The sequence below is a fragment of the Pantoea sp. UYEF8 genome (assembly GCF_040546285.1).
In the GTDB taxonomy this organism is placed as follows: Bacteria; Pseudomonadota; Gammaproteobacteria; order Enterobacterales; family Enterobacteriaceae; genus Pantoea; species Pantoea brenneri.
The window spans coordinates 18,885-37,157 of the sequence record NZ_JBEPNM010000014.1 but is presented as its reverse complement, the minus strand read 5'-3'; the positions used below and the strand labels follow the sequence as shown (position 1 = coordinate 37,157).

Annotated in this window: 14 protein-coding genes and 1 pseudogene; 5 read left to right on the top strand and 10 right to left on the bottom strand. The window is 54.4% G+C overall.

The window, feature by feature from the left end; translation table 11 throughout:
• Positions 1-20: 20 nt before the first annotated feature.
• The gene (locus ABIB18_RS20325; RefSeq protein WP_031375613.1) at positions 21-875 is read right to left on the bottom strand and encodes an MIP/aquaporin family protein; all 855 of its coding nucleotides are present in this window, start codon (positions 873-875) and stop codon (positions 21-23) included.
• 405 nt (positions 876-1,280) lie between these two features.
• Between ABIB18_RS20325 and zapB the strand changes: the two genes are divergently transcribed.
• Positions 1,281-1,520, top strand: a complete 240-nt coding sequence (gene zapB, locus ABIB18_RS20320) for a cell division protein ZapB (RefSeq protein WP_031375614.1) — start codon at positions 1,281-1,283, stop codon at positions 1,518-1,520.
• A gap of 54 nt (positions 1,521-1,574) precedes the next feature.
• On the opposite strand, the gene rraA is transcribed toward zapB, so the two are convergent.
• The 6 genes from rraA to priA all read right to left on the bottom strand — a co-directional run bounded on the left by rraA (position 1,575) and on the right by priA (position 8,684).
• Positions 1,575-2,060: a ribonuclease E activity regulator RraA gene (rraA, locus tag ABIB18_RS20315; RefSeq protein ID WP_009088032.1), complete on the bottom strand. Its 486-nt coding sequence runs from the start codon at positions 2,058-2,060 to the stop codon at positions 1,575-1,577.
• A gap of 156 nt (positions 2,061-2,216) precedes the next feature.
• Positions 2,217-3,554, bottom strand: a complete 1,338-nt coding sequence (gene hslU / locus ABIB18_RS20310; RefSeq protein ID WP_031377652.1) for an ATP-dependent protease ATPase subunit HslU — start codon at positions 3,552-3,554, stop codon at positions 2,217-2,219.
• A gap of 10 nt (positions 3,555-3,564) precedes the next feature.
• Positions 3,565-4,095 (bottom strand): ATP-dependent protease subunit HslV, encoded by a 531-nt coding sequence (gene hslV, locus ABIB18_RS20305; RefSeq protein WP_031377651.1) that lies wholly within the window; start codon positions 4,093-4,095, stop codon positions 3,565-3,567.
• An 89-nt stretch (positions 4,096-4,184) separates the two neighbouring features.
• A complete protein-coding gene (gene ftsN / locus ABIB18_RS20300; RefSeq protein ID WP_279810185.1) occupies positions 4,185-5,135 on the bottom strand; it encodes a cell division protein FtsN in 951 nt (316 codons plus the stop codon).
• 153 nt (positions 5,136-5,288) lie between these two features.
• The gene (cytR, locus tag ABIB18_RS20295) at positions 5,289-6,326 is read right to left on the bottom strand and encodes a DNA-binding transcriptional regulator CytR (RefSeq protein ID WP_354475455.1); all 1,038 of its coding nucleotides are present in this window, start codon (positions 6,324-6,326) and stop codon (positions 5,289-5,291) included.
• A gap of 162 nt (positions 6,327-6,488) precedes the next feature.
• Complete coding sequence (priA, locus tag ABIB18_RS20290; protein WP_031377648.1) at positions 6,489-8,684, bottom strand: primosomal protein N'; 2,196 nt, start codon at positions 8,682-8,684, stop codon at positions 6,489-6,491.
• A 225-nt stretch (positions 8,685-8,909) separates the two neighbouring features.
• Between priA and rpmE the strand changes: the two genes are divergently transcribed.
• Positions 8,910-9,125, top strand: a complete 216-nt coding sequence (rpmE, locus tag ABIB18_RS20285) for a 50S ribosomal protein L31 (protein WP_003851227.1) — start codon at positions 8,910-8,912, stop codon at positions 9,123-9,125.
• Between the two features lie 96 nt (positions 9,126-9,221).
• On the opposite strand, the gene ABIB18_RS20280 is transcribed toward rpmE, so the two are convergent.
• From ABIB18_RS20280 to metJ, 3 genes and pseudogenes are all read right to left on the bottom strand, one after another.
• Positions 9,222-10,826: a two-partner secretion domain-containing protein gene (locus ABIB18_RS20280; RefSeq protein WP_354475453.1), complete on the bottom strand. Its 1,605-nt coding sequence runs from the start codon at positions 10,824-10,826 to the stop codon at positions 9,222-9,224.
• 72 nt (positions 10,827-10,898) lie between these two features.
• Positions 10,899-12,509, bottom strand: a pseudogene (locus ABIB18_RS20275) (ShlB/FhaC/HecB family hemolysin secretion/activation protein).
• 411 nt (positions 12,510-12,920) lie between these two features.
• A complete protein-coding gene (gene metJ, locus ABIB18_RS20270) occupies positions 12,921-13,238 on the bottom strand; it encodes a met regulon transcriptional regulator MetJ (protein WP_003851225.1) in 318 nt (105 codons plus the stop codon).
• A gap of 270 nt (positions 13,239-13,508) precedes the next feature.
• Between metJ and metB the strand changes: the two genes are divergently transcribed.
• From metB to metF, 3 genes are all read left to right on the top strand, one after another.
• Positions 13,509-14,669 (top strand): cystathionine gamma-synthase, encoded by a 1,161-nt coding sequence (metB, locus tag ABIB18_RS20265; protein ID WP_354475451.1) that lies wholly within the window; start codon positions 13,509-13,511, stop codon positions 14,667-14,669.
• 2 nt (positions 14,670-14,671) lie between these two features.
• The gene (locus ABIB18_RS20260) at positions 14,672-17,107 is read left to right on the top strand and encodes a bifunctional aspartate kinase/homoserine dehydrogenase II (protein WP_046289525.1); all 2,436 of its coding nucleotides are present in this window, start codon (positions 14,672-14,674) and stop codon (positions 17,105-17,107) included.
• Positions 17,108-17,318: 211 nt separating this feature from the next.
• Positions 17,319-18,218 carry a methylenetetrahydrofolate reductase gene (gene metF / locus ABIB18_RS20255; RefSeq protein ID WP_031377644.1) on the top strand — a complete coding sequence of 300 codons (900 nt, stop codon included), beginning with the start codon at positions 17,319-17,321 and terminating at the stop codon, positions 18,216-18,218.
• Positions 18,219-18,273 lie beyond the last annotated feature (55 nt).

Below are 18,273 nucleotides of genomic sequence, written 5' to 3'. Positions count from 1 at the left end.
CTGATGATAAAAGGTGAAACTTACGCTTTACGCTGCTGAGCGCGCGCAACCGGTTTTTCTGCTGGAACGCTGGCCGGTTCCTGAGCTGTGCCTGGCAGGTAACGGGCAATCAGTACGCGATAAGCGACTGCACCCAGGCAAGCACCAACCAGCGGGCCAAAAATCGGCACGAGGAAGTAAGGGATGTCACGACCGCCGGTAAAGGCAACGTTACCCCAGCCTGCCAGCCATGCGAAGATCTTCGGTCCGAAATCACGTGCCGGGTTCAGGGCGAAGCCGGTCAGGGGACCCATCGCGCCGCCGATAATCGCTACCAGCAGGCCGATCAACAGGGGTGCCAGCGGACCCCGTGGAATGCCGTTGCCGTCATCCGTCAGGCCCATAATGACCGCCATTAATACTGCAGTGATCACCATCTCAACCAGGAAAGCCTGACCAACACCGATGTGCGGGTTAGGGTAGGTAGAGAAGATGCCCGCCAGGTCGAGACTTTCAACCGTGCCGCGCACCATCTGATGGCTCTGCTCGTAGTCGATAAACAGGCTGTAGTAGAGACCGTACACCAGCGCGGCAGCACAGAAAGCGCCGGCAACCTGCGCCACGATGTAGGGAACGACTTTACGCCCTTCAAAATTGGCGAACAGGCAAAGCGCAACGGTAATAGCCGGATTCAGATGCGCACCTGAAATACCGGCAGTAAGGTAGGCGGCCATGGAAACACCCAGGCCCCAGATAATACAGATTTCCCACTGACCGAAGGCGGCGCCGGCGAGTTTCAGCGCAGCTACACAGCCTGCACCAAAGAAAATGATCAAGCCGGTCCCCAGAAATTCGGCAATACACTGACCTTTGAGCGTGTTAGTTGTCTGACTCATAATAATTGTTCCTGAAGCGAGGTTAAATTTTATCAGTTTTTGTTCTCAGTCCATGAGTCACCCAGCTTTATTGTAGGGCTGATGTAAATTTATCGTTAACGAACATAAACGAGAAATAGCGAAATCGTTTTTTGTGTACTGCGTCATAAAAATGCGCGTTTTCGCGTATTCTGGCTTTCTTAAATCATCATTCAGCACTTACTGCCGCGGCCGGTGCAGGCGGCAAAAGTGCAGCCGCGCTAAGCGCAGCGGAATCTTAGGGATTGGCTGAAAAGTGTTACAGACTGCGCCCGGCGCGCCCGCGTTGCTGGACTTGCGGGGTGAGGCTACATACAATCGGGACAACGTTGCTGGCTTACGCTGGCATCATCAACGCCTTGCAGGAATTTAGGAGAGGTCAGAAAGATGTCATTTGAAGTGTTTGAGAAACTGGAAGCGAAAGTACAGCAGGCGATTGATACCATCACCCTGTTGCAGATGGAAATCGAAGAGCTGAAAGAGCAGAACAACGCACTGCGTAACGATGCGCAACAAGTCGCGGGCAACCACGATGCGCTGATGCGTGAAAATCAGCACCTGAAAGAAGAGCAACACGTATGGCAGGAACGTCTGCGCGCATTGCTGGGAAAAATGGAAGAGGTTTGAAGCCTCAGCTGACGTGAAAACGGGTGCTCAGGCACCCGTTTTTCATGGCTGGCGTTATTCGAGGTCCAGCGCGTCTTCTGACAGAATGATACCGGTGTTATCGGCATAGAGATGGTCGCCGGAAAAGAAGGTGACGCCGCCAAAATTGACGCGCACATCGCTTTCACCAATCCCTTCACCGGCTGCGCCAGCCGGGATCGCCGCGATCGCCTGAATGCCAATCTCCAGCTCTTCCAGCTCATCAACCTGACGAACTGAACCGTAAATCACCAGGCCTTCCCACTCGTTAGTGGCCGCCAGGCGCGCCAGCTGGGCATCGACCAGCGCCCGACGCACTGAGCCGCCGCCGTCAATCACCAGCACCCGACCCCGGCCATTTTCTTCCAGCAGGTCGTAAAGTAAGCCGTTGTCTTCAAAGCATTTCACTGTGGTAATCTGACCACCGAATGAAGTGCGCCCACCAAAGTTTGAAAAAAGCGGTTCAACAACATTCACTTCTTCATGGTAGATATCGCAGAGTTCAGATGTATCGTATTTCATAAGGGTTTCGTCTGTTTGCCACAGGAGCGGTAAGTATATCGCTTTATGCTGATTGTTGGCAAAATCATCAGTGGAAAAAAGCAGCGTTGCATCAAGAGCATGCATAAAAAAGCCCAACCGGATGGCTGGGCTTCAGAAAAGTGCTGATCGCGCCGATTAGAGGATAAAGCGGCTCAGGTCTTCGTCGGCCACCAGTTCATCCAGATGTTTACCGACATAGTCAGCATCAATGGTGACGGATTCGCCGTGACGATCGCTGGCGTCATAAGAGATATCTTCCATCAGACGTTCCAGCACGGTATGCAGACGACGCGCACCGATGTTTTCGGTGGTCTCGTTCACCTGCCAGGCCGCTTCAGCGATACGACGAATACCGTCGGCGGTGAAGTCGATGTTAACGCCTTCAGTGTTCATCAACGCTTTATACTGCACGGTTACCGACGCGTTCGGTTCAGTCAGAATGCGCTCGAAATCGTTCACGGTCAGCGCCTGCAGTTCAACGCGAATCGGCAGACGACCCTGCAGTTCCGGAATCAGATCTGACGGACTGGCCACCTGGAAAGCGCCGGAGGCGATAAACAGAATGTGGTCAGTTTTCACCATGCCGTGCTTGGTTGAAACAGTACAGCCTTCAACCAGCGGCAGCAGGTCGCGCTGAACTCCTTCACGTGATACATCCGGGCCGCCGGCATTCTGGCCGCCGCGCTTACAGATTTTGTCGATCTCATCGATAAACACGATACCGTGCTGCTCGACCGCCTCAATGGCTTCCTGCTTCAGCTCTTCCGGATTGACCAGTTTGGCCGCTTCTTCTTCTACCAGCAGCTTCATTGCTTCTTTGATCTTCAGCTTGCGTGGCTTCTGTTTCTGGCCGCCGAGGTTCTGGAACATCGACTGCAGCTGGCTGGTCATCTCTTCCATGCCCGGAGGTGCCATGATCTCAACGCCCGGACCGCTGGCGGCCAGGTCGATCTCAATCTCTTTGTCATCCAGCTGACCTTCGCGCAGTTTTTTACGGAAAGACTGGCGGGCGGCTGACGGCTCAGGTGCCTGCTCTGGCTGGCCCCAGTTATTTTTCGCCGGTGGGATCAGCACATCAAGGATGCGCTCTTCCGCCATCTCTTCGGCGCGGTATTTGTTCTTTTCAATCGCCTGACTGCGGACCATTTTGATGGCGGAGTCAGTCAGGTCGCGGATGATCGAGTCCACTTCTTTACCGACATAACCTACTTCGGTGAATTTGGTCGCTTCGACTTTAATAAACGGCGCGTTCGCCAGTTTAGCCAGTCGACGGGCGATCTCGGTTTTACCGACACCGGTCGGACCGATCATCAGAATGTTTTTCGGTGTTACTTCATGACGCAGTTCTTCGTCAAGCTGCATGCGGCGCCAGCGGTTACGCAGCGCAATGGCCACGGCGCGCTTAGCGCTGTCCTGGCCGATGATAAAACGGTTCAGCTCGCTGACGATTTCGCGCGGAGTCATCTCAGACATGTTTTAATCCTTACGCCTTGGACGGTAATTCTTCGAAATTAACGTTATGGTTAGTGTAGATGCAGATATCACCCGCGATGTTCAGCGATTTTTCGACGATGTCGCGTGCACCCATCTCAGTATTTTCCAGCAGCGCACGGGCGGCTGCCTGGGCGAAAGGACCACCGGAACCGATGGCGATCAGATCATTTTCAGGCTGGATGACATCACCGTTGCCGCTGATGATCAGCGACGCTGACTCATCGGCGACCGCCAGTAATGCTTCAAGGCGGCGCAGCATGCGGTCAGTACGCCAGTCTTTGGCCAGCTCAACCGCGGCTTTCACCAGGTGGCCCTGATGCATTTCCAGTTTACGTTCGAAGAGTTCAAACAGGGTGAAGGCATCTGCAGTACCGCCAGCGAACCCGGCGATCACTTTATCGTTGTATAAACGACGCACTTTTTTAACGTTGCCTTTCATCACGGTATTGCCGAGCGTAGCCTGGCCATCACCGCCAATCACTACCTGGCCGTTGCGTCGTACACTTACTATTGTTGTCACGGGCAGACCCCTTGTTGCATTCGGAAAAAGGCTCCGCGCACCAGGCGCGGAGGATCATGCAAACAGATATGGGGCAGGTTTGTCGGGTTTCAACCCCCGACGGCGAGCGGAATACAGCTGGAGTGACCGGAACTGCGCAGGCGTTTCAGGGTGCTATCGGCGGTGGCGCGGTCTTTATAAGGCCCGATAACCACACGATTCCAGCCGCCGCCGGTAGTAATCCGGCTTTCAAAACCTTCGAAGGCTAAGCCAGCACGTACCGATTCCGCCTGGTCAGTGCCTTTGAAGGAGCCACACTGCACCATCCAGCGCTGAGAAGAGGCTTTCTCGGCGGGCTTGGCCTTCGCCGTTTCCTGCGGTTTCGGTTGTGACACCGGCTCACGCGTAATCGGTGCAGGCTGCGTCTGGCGCTGTACATTTTGCTGCTGCTGCTGCTGCTGCTGCTGCTGACGCTGTTGTTGCTGCTGCAATTGTTGCTGACGTTGCTGCTGCTGTTGCGCCTGCAACTGCTGGCGTTGTTGTTGTTGCTGTACCTGCTGCTGTTGACGTTGCAGTTGCTGCAACTGCTGCTGATGTTGCAGCGTTTGCTGACGCTGAGCCGGTGTCTGTTCGTTCCACGGCACTTCGTTCAGCTGCGTTGGCTGCTGACGCATGTCGGCCTGCATCTGCTCCAGCAACTGGCGCTGCTCGTCGGTCAGCTGCGTCTGCGACTTCACTTCACCGCCTGATGAGGGCTCGATAGGCGTCGGCACGGTGACCTGGCGATTTTCCAGCTCTTTGATGTACTTCCAGCGCTCTTCTGGCTTAGGCGGTAAGCCATTACCGTTGGCTTTATGATCCGTAATGACCGGCACGTCCTCTTTCTTGTGATGCGCCAGGAACCATAAACCACCGGCAAAGGTCACCAACACCGCAACCGCCAGTACAATCATCAATTTTGATGTTCCCGAACCGCCCTTACTCTTCTTGCCACGGCTGGGGCTTTTTTTGCGACGCGTCCCTGTTGAACGCCCGCGGCCTACATAATCTTTTTGTGCCACTCTCGTTCTGATACCCTTCAAAAAATAGTGCCAAATGGGCGAATCGATGGTTTTTACGCGCCCGGCAAGGAGTCCGCCATGTTACTTAAGGGCCGGAACTTTGACCAGCAGTGTTCGCCTTAAGAATCTACTGAAAAAAGTGCCAGATTTCGCTTATTTTTCACGCTTTTTTGCTGGCGCTGTGCTGCCACGAATGGTCAGCCCGGCATCCAGCAGCCGCGATCCACTGCTGACGCGTTTGCCGTGCAACTCATCCAGCAGCAGCAACATCGCTTCCCGGCCGATCTGATAACGCGGCTGCGTCACGGTGGTCAGCGGCGGCTCGCAGTAACGCGATAGCTCAATATCATCAAACCCGACGACTGACAGATCGTCCGGTATCCGCAGTCCGCTGCGTCTGGCCTGATTCATCGCCCCGAGCGCCATGATATCACTGTGGCAGAACAGGGCGCGTGGCGGTTGTGGCAGCGACAGCAGTTGTTTCATCGCCGCCACGCCCGCTTCAAAGGTAAAATCACCCCGTACAATATAGGTGGGATCGACGGTTAAGCCGCTGCGGCGCATCGCCTGGACGTAACCCTGCAGGCGATACTGACAGAGCGGCATCTCTTCCGGTCCGGCGATACAGGCGATTTGCCGGTGTCCCAACTGCAGCAGATGATTGACCGCTTCAAACGCGGCGGTCAGGTTATCGATGTGTACGGTGGGCAGTGACATTTCCGGCGCAAACTCATTTGCCATCACCATCGGTGGCAAATTGCGCTGTTCATCGACGCTGGCATCAAAGGGGAGCTGTGAACCCAGCAGCACCATGCCATCGATCTGCCGCGTCAGCATCAGGTTCAGAAAGGTTCTTTCCTGCTGATTCTGGTGCGCGCAGTCGCCAATCAGGACCAGATAGCCCTCTGCGGCCGCCGTGACTTCGACGCCGCGAATGATTTCGCTGAAGAAGGGATCGCAGATGTCGGGAACAATCACCAGAATGGTCTGGGTATCGTTACGGCGCGCGTTGCGGGTCAGCCCATGCGGCGCATATCCCACCGCCGCAACCGCCTGCTCAACTTTCTGCCGGGTGGCGGCAGAGACTTTCTCCGGGTTCATCAGCGCACGCGAAACGGTGGCGGTTGAGACGCCCGCTTTTTCCGCTACGTCTTTCATGGTGGCGGCGGGCGGTTGTTGATTCTGCTCCAACACATGCTCCTGACGCGTTATGGCGCGTTCGATTCTGTTTTGCCTGACCTAAAAGCAAGCCGGGCAACATTGTTAACGATTGCCCGGCTGGTTGTTACTTAATTTGCATAAAAATTGTGACTTATGCGACTTTTTTCGATCTGGCTCGCAGTGTCAGCCGTATCAGCTCTCGGTGGGATCGATATCCAGCGTCCATTTTACTTTGCGCGCGGCGGGCAGGGTCGAAACCAGCGGCAATGAGCTGCTCAGTAACTGTTGCAGACGCTGGCGTGAAGGATGCTGCACCAGCAACTGCCAGCGCCAGCGGCCGCTGCGTTTTGGCTGCAGGGCGGGTAGTGGTCCCATAAACCACATCGCGCTGTCATTCAGCGGGCTCGATTCCAGCAGATTTCGCAGCTGCTGCAGAAATTCCGCCGCCTGTTGGTTATCCATATCTTCCGCCCGGAACAGTGCGTGGCGGCTCCATGGCGGCAGGAACACCGCCTGGCGCTCCAGCAGCGCCTGCTGGGCAAAGGCAAAATAACCTTTATGCAGCAGGGTCTGCAGCAACGGGTGTTCCGGATGGTGGGTCTGCAGCAGCACTTCGCCCTGTTTACCGGCCCGGCCGGCGCGACCGGCAACCTGCGTGTAGAGCTGGGCAAACCGTTCTGCCGCGCGGAAATCAGCCGAGAAAAGGGCACCATCCACATCCAGCAGCGAGACCAGTGTGACGTCGGGGAAATGGTGGCCTTTTGCCAGCATCTGGGTACCGACCAGGATGCGGGCGCCGCCGCGATGAACATCGGCCAGATGCTGCTCCAGCGCACCTTTGCGGCTGGTGGTATCACGATCGATGCGCGATACCGGGATGCCGGGAAACAGCGTGCCGAGCTGCTGTTCCAGCTGCTCGGTGCCGACGCCCACCGGCAGCAAATGGGTCGAGCCACATTGCGGACATTGATTAGGCAGCGGTCGCTGGCTGTCGCAATGGTGGCAGCGTAGCTGGCGGTGATGCTGATGCAATGTGTAGTAGCGGTCACAGCGCGAACATTCGGCAATCCAGCCACAATCGTGACACAACAGGGCCGGTGAAAAGCCGCGGCGGTTCAGAAATAGCAGGACCTGATTGTCGGCCTGCAAATGATGACGCATTTTGCCGATCAGCGCCGGTGCCAGGCCGCCAGTCAGCTGCACGCCTTTCAGATCGATCAACTGTTGCAGGGCCGGTCGGGCATTGCCGGCGCGTTTCGTCAGGTCGAGCTGACGATATTTACCGCTGCGTACGTTGTGCAGCGTCTCCAGCGCCGGTGTCGCCGATCCCATCACTATCGGGATGTTCTCTTCATGCGCGCGGAATACTGCCAGATCGCGTGCCTGGTACCGCCAGCCTTCCTGCTGTTTATAGGAGCTGTCGTGCTCTTCATCAATGATGATTACCCCAGGACGCGCCAGTGGAGTAAACAGGGCCGAGCGGGTGCCGATCACGATAGCCGTTTCGCCCCGTCGCGCGCGCAGCCATACCGCCAGCCGTTCACTGTCATTTAAGGCAGAGTGGAGCACATCGATCGGCGCATCAAAGCGCTCACGGAAACGGGCAATGGTTTGCGGGGTTAGGCCAATTTCGGGTACCAGCACCAGCGCCTGCTTGCCGCGTGACAGCACATTCTCCAGCACGCTGAGATAAACCTCGGTTTTGCCGGAGCCGGTGATGCCCGCCAGCAGCCACGCGGCATACTGTTCATCTTCTGCCCGGATTGCGCCGACCGCCATCGCCTGATCGGTATTCAGCCGCAGGCGTTCGCCTTTGATCGCGAAGGTGGTGCGCCAGTCATGCATCTGCGGCTGATGTTCATGCAGATCGCACAGACCTTTAGCCCGCAGCGCCTGCATTGCCGCATCCGTCAGATCGTGTTCGCTGACCTGATGACGATAGAGCGGCCGCTGACGTAAGGCGGCCAGCGCCTGCTGCTGTTTCGGTGCGCGTTTTAAGCTTTCGGGTGCTGTAGCGCGACCCTGCTCGGTGATCACCCATTGCCATAATGGATTGTCCTGCGCCGGTTTACCCTGACGCAGCAGCACCGGTATCGCATGGCTCAGCACTTCGCCAGTCGGCGAATGGTAGTAGCTGGCCGCCCAGTTGAGAATGCGCCACAACGACGGCGGATAGAGTGATTCGCTGTCCAGCACCTCCGCAACGCGCTTCAGTTGCGCTTCCGGCAGATCGCTGTTGTCACGCAGCGCAACGACAATGCCGATCATTTTGCGATTGCCGAAGGGCACGCTCACACGACCGCCAATTACTGGCTGCGCACCCACAGGAGGCAGATAGTCAAACAGGCGGGGCAAGGGGACGGGCAGGGCAACCTGAACAACGGGCATAGCAATCTCTTTCCGGCTCAATCATCGGGGAAGATAGTGTACACGCTGGCCCCGATGGCGGGTATCTCAGCAGAGATTTGCAGCAATCAGAAGTTAGCTGTATAATGTTGCGCCTTCGGTGAGAAAGATCTTGCCGGAGTCCACCCTTTATTGTTCAACCGCGTGTGGTGCTGTGCGGGTTACGACCTGGCACGGAGAGCGACACGGCCTTATCTGAGGTTTCCCATGAAACAAGGTATTCACCCGAAATACGAAGCAGTTACTATCAAATGTACCTGCGGCAACGAGATTCACACCCGTTCAACACTGACTCACGAACTGAACCTGGACGTTTGTGGTAAATGCCACCCGTTCTATACCGGTAAGCAGCGTGAAGTGGCAACTGGTGGCCGTGTTGACCGCTTTAACAAGCGTTTCAGCGTGCCAGGCGCTAAAAAATAAGATTAAAAGGCACCTGAACCTGCGGGTTCGGCGGCAAGAAAAACCCAGCTTCGGCTGGGTTTTTTTATAGCGTTTTTTTACTGGCGGGTAGGTTTATTACAAACTGGTGCCCGGTTCTGATGGTGCTACAGGCTTATTCAGTTCAAGGGTCTGCGTCGTATAGTTGCCATCCAGCTCACGCAGACTCGCGATCTTAGGCGCAGTAATGGTGATTTTATCGGCCTTCATGGTGCCTTTGGTGCAAAATACCCACCATACGCAGGATGAATTACTGATTTTCTCATCGGTAATCAGCGCCAGCGTTCCCGCTTCCATGCTGCCGGTATTATATATCCCGTTTTTGCCCTCTACGCTTAACAGTCCGGTAGTCTGCATCACCCCGCTATTCCGCACCTCTTTAGCCGCGACGGAAGCGCTCTGTCCGATGAGGGCCGCGTCGTTAGAGACTTTTGCAGCAGAAATATATGCTGCACCTTGCGCGGTGACGTCTCCACCTGACAACAGATTAATCTCGTTTACCGCGAGCAGGCTGATATTATTGGCCTGCATTGAGCCGGAATTAAGCAGACTGGTGTTGAATTTAGCTTTAACTTCTTCACCAACCGGTCCAAAGCCGGTCAGCATTGTCAGATCTTTCCCGCTGGTGATTTTACCGGCGTTATCAATATTACCGGCCTGAGCAATGATACCGATATCTCCAGCTGCATCGATTTGCCCATGACTGCTATTAAAGACTGCCCCATCACTGATGATATCAATAGAATCAGTGGCTTTAATTGTGCCATTGTTAGTGAACGAGCCGGCTGTCTGCAGCACTGTCTGATGGGAAGAAAGCTGACCATTATTAATAATTCCGCTGCGAGTTTTGGCGTTAATAAAGCCACTTTCAACGGTGCCGTTGTTGATCAGCGCACCATCAGAGGTGATAGAAAGGCCGACGGCATTTAGTATGCCGTTATTATTTACCCCGGCACCCGCCTCAGTGGTTTGCAGTTGAATGATCCCCGCCGTTACGCCACCCAGCGCGCTGACATCAATACTGTTAGCGTAACGCACGCTGTTTTCCGCTGCCGTCACCTGGCCGGAAGCAATATTGTAATCATAGCTACCGGCGATAGCGTTCAACTGGCTGGTCTCTACCTGACCGCGGATGTTAATTTGCTGCGCCAGCAGGTCGGTATAATCTGCCCCTTTCAGGCCATCACCGCTGACAGCAAGCGAACCCTGTGCCACGTTAAAGCCGGTAAATGCACCATCGCTGAAGGTTGGCGTGCCGGTGGTGAGCGTGGCCCGGCCGGTATTAATAAAGCCGCAGCCAGAACAGCTAATGCCGTTAGGGTTGGCGATAATCACATCAGCCTTCTGGCCAGCAACTTCTATATAACCGTTGAGATAAGATGGATTTTTTGAAATGACCTCATTAAGAATCAGGCTGGCAGGGCCGTCCAGATTACTGTTGTGAGAAAGATTACCGCTTTCACGGATTAAATCGGTGGTGCTGTTATTGATGACCATGCCCTGAGTAGGGACATTGAATTTTTGGTACATATTATGCGAAAGACCATTCGCATCGGCTTTATTGATATTAACCACCGTTGCACCATTTGCATGGGTGTAAAGATCAAGTGCAGCAAAGGAAGACTGACTGCTGAGCGTAGCTAACGTCGCCAGAAATAATAAATTAATTTTAAGACTTTTCATTTTTATCCCTTTAAGTAATGATGTTTTTAAACTCTGTTTAACGGTAGTGATGGTAAAACTTTGCTCCTTTTCTCAGTATTTCCATTGCAGAGAGAAACCCAGCGTAAGGGGATCCGTGTGAAAGCCCTGTGGCTTTTTAAGAGGCGTGCCGGAAAAAAGATCAAGGTAGGTTTGCTGATATTTACCTCGCAAGCCAACGACGCTGCCGATAACCGTTTTCCCGTTGTAATATTGTTGACTCTGATGGCCATAAACCTGACCTGCATCAACGCCGATATAAGGTTGTATGGCCTTGTCGGGAAATATCCAGCTGATGTCGTTGCGCCAGTACCATCCCTTATTATCCTGAAGCGAATTTTCACCATCGAATCCGCGTACCGTCCAGCGATTTGCCAGTGAAAAACGACTCAGCGAAGAAACATTATCGGGTGAATATTGCAGGCTAAAATGGGGAGAATAGTTCAGCCAGTTACCGTAAAAAAGGAAGTTCACGGAGCCTTGCAGATCTAAGGTAACAATCCTGCCTTCTTTATCGATGAGTTTATATTCCTACTCAACAGTCTGATGACTATTAAACCATGGCATCTTTTTTTGGTAACTCAGGCTGGCTGCCAGACCGGCATTATCGTAACTGAGCTGATGTTGCAGTACGGCTTTCCATCCCGCATTTTTCTTATGCATGCTGACGAGATCGAAACCATTGAGCGCATAGCGGGATTCGGTATTGAATATTTGCAGGCCAGCCGTCGTAGTCTGATGTTCGGTACGCGAGAGCAGGCGATTAAGTTGCGCGCTGTAGTAGCTGTTTTTGTTATTCAGCCGCCAGTTGGTCCAGTTACCGATCATATATTGTTGATACTGGCTCTGGCTGGCGTACAGATCGAGCCACCAGTAACCCCATGGAACAGAATAGCCAATCGATTTATTACTGTTACCTTTTACGGTATGTTTTGGCGCGATGTCGTGGCCATAGGAAGCATATAGCGTGTCACTCAGTGAGGTGATGTTATTTAAATAGAGTGCTGCGCCTCCCTGATAACGCCCGGTTGAGACCGAACCCGCATCATTGATCCACGCCCCCACCTGCCAGTATTTATCTTGTTCGCGCTGGATATAAAGATCACTTTTATTTTTCTCACGGCCAGGTGATACATTGATCCTGACCTGCGAACCCGGTACGCGCTGCAGATTAAAACTGCCCTGTTCGAGATCGCTTAGTTCGAGGATGTCGCCCGCTTTCAGCGGCAGGGTATTACGCAGACTGATATAATCGCCGCTGGCTTTATTAACCACGATATTGCCAATTTTACCGGCATTGATTTCAAAGGTTAACGCATGATCCGATAAATTCTGATTGGGTAAGTTAACCCGTGTGGTGATATAGCCCAGCCTGATAATTTCGTTTTGCAGGGTTTTTGCCAGCAGATTTATGCCCGCAATACCCAGACATTGACCTTCGGCCTGAGAGGTAAAATAACGTAATTTTTCAAGGTGAATTTTTTTGCTATCCTGACGTAAATAAACCTTATCAATTTGGTAGCAATTCGATTCGTGTGGAAAACGGATCGCCTGACGTTCAATACCCTTTTTCTCAGATACGCTTTTTTGTGGTTTGGGGATTAACTGTTGTTTGCGAATCTGGTCCTGTAAAAGTGCATTAGCTTCGCTGTTTTTTTCTGCCACCGGCAGCACCGCATTTGCCAGGCCGGAAAAGGAAAAGGCCGAAAGGGTAAACAGATTAATAATTAAAAATAAGCGCTTTTGTTTTTTTGTTATAGATTTCAGTGCCATCATGCTTCCTGCAGACTCATTGCTTTGGCGGAAATCTTACGGAGTCAGCTAATCAGGAACAATAGTAATTCCTCCATTCAGTAATTGAATATAATCTCATCCTGGAATGAAAATATCCCGATAATATAAAAATGCGATGGATGTTATTACTATACGAATAAATCGTACTGAAAAAAGTCAGAATGGCGGGGCAGGCGGGAAGATAGAAAATGCGTCACCACAGATTAAGGTCAGATGAGCGGCACCCTTGCGGAGACTGCTCATCTGAAACAAAGCGATGTTAAGCGAAACAGGCCTGACGGATTAATATTCCCAGGTATCTGGATCGATACCCATGTCGCGCATGATCTTTTTCGCTTCTTCCGGAATCTCATCGCTGCGCTCTTTACGCAGGTCAACATCATCTGGCAGTGGCTGGCCGGTAAAAGCATGCAAAAACGCTTCACACAGTAGCTCACTGTTGGTGGCGTGACGCAGGTTGTTGACCTGACGACGGGTACGCTCATCCGTTAAAATCTTCAGCACGCTCAATGGGATAGAAACCGTAATCTTCTTGACCTGCTCGCTCTTCTTACCGTGCTCGGCGTACGGGCTGATATATTCGCCGTTCCATTCAGCCATGGGATACCTTAATTAATAAACGTTAAAAGTGAGGAAATCAGCGAATTATGCCTGATTTTTCCCTGCCTGACCCCTGATATGGCGGGTTTTCTTCGCTCACAGCGTCTGAATTATCGGGTGAGCGCCAGGCGATGACGCATAATTTTAGCGGTTATTGCGTTTCTGCTCAATCTATACGCAAAGACATTTAGATGTCCAGATGTATTGACGTCTAATTAGAGGGTGATATCCTGTGCCTCAACATTTCACATTTCAGGAACAATAAGCCCCATGACGCGCAAACAGGCAACCATCGCAGTACGCAGCGGTTTGAATGATGACGAGCAATATGGCTGCGTTGTCCCACCGATTCACCTCTCCAGCACCTATAACTTCCTGGATTTCAACGAGCCACGCGCACATGACTATTCACGTCGCGGTAATCCAACCCGCGATGTGGTGCAACGGACGCTGGCCGAACTGGAAGGCGGGGCAGGCGCGGTATTAACCAATACCGGCATGTCGGCTATTCACCTGGTGACGACGGTGTTCCTGAAGCCTGGCGACCTGTTGGTGGCACCACACGACTGTTATGGCGGCAGCTACCGGTTGTTTGACAGCCTAAGCAAGCGCGGTGCTTATCGGGTGAAATTTGTCGATCAGGGTGACCTGAATGCGCTGCAGGCGGCGTTGGATGAAAAACCGAAGCTGGTGCTGATCGAAAGCCCCAGCAATCCACTGTTGCGCGTGGTCGATATCAGTGCGATCTGCGGCGCCGCACGCGCTGCTGGCGCCCTCAGCGTAGTGGATAACACCTTTATGAGTCCGGCGTTACAGAATCCGCTGGCACTGGGCGCGGACCTGGTGATCCACTCCTGCACCAAATACCTCAACGGTCATTCTGACGTGGTGGCGGGCGCGGTCATTGCCAAAGATCCTCAGCTGGCGACCGACCTGGCGTGGTGGGCTAACAACATTGGCGTCACCGGTTCGGCGTTTGATAGCTATCTGCTGCTGCGCGGCATCCGTACCTTAGCGCCACGCATGGCTACGGCGCAACGCAACGCATTAGCAATTGTTGATTACCTGAAGCAACAGAAGCAGGTGAAAAAGTTGTATCATCCTTCGCTGCCGGAAAACGCCGGACACGAACATGCAGTGCGTCAGCAGCGCGGTTTTGGTGCGATGCTGAGCTTCGAGGTCGACGGTGATGAGGCCCTGCTGCGCCGCTTCCTGAAAGCGCTGCGGCTATTTACGCTGGCGGAATCACTGGGCGGGGTGGAGAGTCTGATTTCCCACACCGCGACCATGACGCATGCGGGAATGTCGGCAGAAGCACGGGCCGCAGCCGGCATCTCCGACACGCTGCTGCGTGTTTCTGTCGGCATCGAAGATCACGAAGATTTAATTGCCGATCTGGATAATGCATTCCGGATCGCAGCCGAGGGTTAAGCATGACGATTTCAGCAGGCGCGGGAACGCCGGATATCAGGCAGTTGCATAAATTTGGCGGCAGTAGCCTGGCGGATGCACGCTGCTATCAGCGTGTGGCCAGTATTATGGCGGACTACAGCCAGCCGGGCGACATGATGGTGGTGTCGGCGGCAGGCTCGACCACCAACCAGCTGATTAGCTGGCTGAAGCTCAGCCAGAGCGATCGGTTGTCTGCGCACCAGGTGCAACAGGCTTTACGGCGTTATCAAAGCGAGCTGATTAGCGCGCTGCTGCCTGCTGAGATCGCTGAACCGTTAGTCTCGGCATTCATCCGCGATCTGGAGAAGCTGGCCGCCCTGCTGGATGGCACGCTGACGGACGCGGTGTATGCCGAAGTGGTCGGGCACGGTGAAATCTGGTCGGCCCGCCTGATGGCCGCGGTGCTGAGCCAGCGTGATATGCAGGCCTGCTGGCTGGATGCGCGCGATTTTCTGCGTGCTGAACGGGCCGCGCAACCGCAGGTGGATGAAGGCAAGTCGTGGCCACTGCTGCAAACCCTGCTGGCACAACATCCGCACAAGCGCATCGTGGTGACCGGCTTCATCAGCCGTAACGACGCCGGTGAAACGGTGCTGCTCGGACGTAACGGTTCCGACTATTCCGCGACGCAGATTGGCGCGCTGGCGGGCGTCGGTCGCGTCACCATCTGGAGCGATGTGGCCGGCGTGTACAGTGCCGATCCGCGTAAAGTGTCGGATGCTTGTCTGCTGCCGTTGTTAAGGCTGGATGAAGCCAGTGAACTGGCGCGCCTTGCCGCCCCGGTGTTGCATACCCGCACACTGCAGCCGGTCTCGGGCAGCGACATTGATCTGCAACTGCGCTGCAGCTACCAGCCGGAGCAGGGTTCAACCCGCATTGAGCGCGTACTGGCTTCCGGTACCGGCGCCCGTATCGTGACCAGTCACGATGACGTTTGCCTGATTGAGATTCTGCTGCCGGAACAGCACGATTTCAGCCTGCTGCATAAAGAGATCGATCTGCTGCTGAAGCGCGCCCAGCTACGTCCGCTGGCGGTGGGTGTACATCCCGACCGCCAACTGCTGCAGCTCTGCTACACCTCAGAAGTGGTCAACAGCGCTTTTTCGCTGCTCCAGGATGCCGGTCTGCCGGGCCATCTGCAACTGCGTGATGGGCTGGCTCTGGTGGCGCTGGTGGGCGCGGGCGTCACCCGCAATCCGCTGCATACCCACCGTTTCTGGCAGCAGTTAAAAGACCAGCCGGTAGAGTTTATCTGGCAGTCAGAAGAGCACATCAGCGTGGTGGCGGTGCTGCGCGTCGGTCCGACCCGTCATCTGATCCAGGGATTGCACCAGTCGCTGTTCCGGGCGGAAAAGCGCATTGGCCTGATGCTGTTCGGTAAAGGTAATATCGGTTCGCGCTGGCTGGAACTGTTTGCGCGTGATCACGAAAACCTGTCGGCCCGTACCGGATTTGAATTTGTGCTGGCCGGTGTGGCCGATAGCCGCCGTAGCCTGCTGAGTTACGACGGACTGGACGCCAGCCGGGCGCTGGCCTTCTTTGATGATGAAGCGGTAGAACGTGATGAAGAATCGCTGTTCCTGTGGATGCGGGCGCACCCGTTTGACGACTTAGTGGTGCTGGACGTCACGGCCAGCACGCCGCTGGCGCAGCAGTACCTCGATTTCGCCAGTCACGGTTTTCACGTCATCAGTGCCAATAAGGTAGCGGGCGCGTCGGACAGCCAGACGTGGCGGCAAATCCGCGATGCCTTTACCAAAACCGGCCGTCACTGGTTATATAACGCCACGGTAGGGGCTGGCCTGCCGATTAACTACACGGTGCGCGATCTGCGCGACAGCGGCGACACTATCCTGGCGATCAGCGGCATCTTCTCTGGCACGCTGTCGTGGCTGTTCCTGCAGTTTGACGGCACGGTGCCGTTCACCGAGCTGGTGGATCAGGCGTGGCAGCAGGGTTTAACCGAGCCCGATCCGCGCGTCGATCTCTCCGGACAGGACGTGATGCGTAAGCTGGTGATTCTGGCGCGTGAAGCGGGATATGACATCGAACCGGATCAGGTTCGGGTTGAATCTCTGGTGCCGGATAACGGCCAGCAGGGTTCGATCGACCATTTCTTTGAAAATGGTGAAGAGCTGAATGAGCAGATGCTGCAACGACTGGAAGCTGCGCAGGAGCTGGGCTTAGTGCTGCGCTATGTTGCCCGTTTTGATGGCAACGGCAAAGCCCGGGTCGGCGTCGAAGCCGTGCGACCGGAGCATCCGCTGGCCGCATTGTTGCCGTGCGATAACGTTTTTGCCATTGAAAGCCGCTGGTATCGTGATAATCCGCTGGTGATCCGCGGTCCGGGTGCGGGACGTGATGTCACAGCGGGCGCCATTCAGTCAGATATCAATCGCCTGGCGCAACTGCTGTAATCCTTTCTTCTCAGGCGCTTCGGCGCCTGTTCTCGTCTTTAATCCTCACCCATCATGAATTTCCTTCAGGTTGAATGAAAATTTATCACCGCCGTTGATCATTTTTTAGTTGACGCTGATGCCGGATTCGGTCATTTTGAACATCTGGACGTCTAAACGTATGGATGTTTACAGATCGACAGTTAACCGATGTGATCGATGAGGATGCAGGATGAGTTTCTTTCATGCCAATCAGCGCGAAGCGCTAAACCAGAGCCTGGCAGAGCTGAACGGGCAAATTAATGTCTCATTTGAATTCTTTCCGCCGCGTACCAGCGAAATGGAAGCGACGCTGTGGACCTCAATCGATCGCCTGAGCAGCCTGAAACCAAAATTCGTCTCTGTCACCTACGGCGCGAACTCTGGCGAGCGCGATCGTACCCACAGCATCATCAAAGGGATTAAAGATCGCACCGGTCTGGAAGCCGCGCCGCACCTGACCTGTGTCGATGCCACGCGAGAAGAGTTACGCACCATCGCGCAGGATTACTGGAACAACGGTATCCGCCATATCGTGGCGCTGCGCGGTGACCTGCCACCAGGCGGCGGTAAGCCAGAAATGTATGGCTGCGATCTGGTCTCGCTGCTGAAAGAGGTTGGTGATTTTGATATATCGGTTGCGGCTTATCCAGAAGTCCATCCGGAAGCCAAAAGCGCGCAGGCCGATCTGATTAACCTGAAGCGCAAAATTGATGCCGGCGCGAACCGGGCGATCACCCAGTTCTTTTTCGACGTCGAAAGCTATTTACGCTTCCGCGATCGCTGTGTGTCGACCGGCATCGACGTAGAGATCGTGCCCGGTATTCTGCCGGTCTCAAACTTTAAACAGCTGCAACGCTTCGCCACGCTGACCAATGTACGCGTGCCGGGCTGGATGAATGCAATGTTTGCCGGGCTGGATGATGATGCTGAGACGCGCAAAATGGTAGGTGCCAACATCGCGATGGATATGGTGAAGATTCTGTCGCGCGAAGGCGTGAAAGATTTCCACTTCTACACGCTGAACCGTGCCGAAATGAGTTATGCCATCTGCCACACTCTGGGGGTGCGTCCCGCCGTCGCGGCCGCCTGATTCGACCGCTCCAGCCAATAAAAAAGTCGGGCTTATCCCGACTTTTTTGTTATCA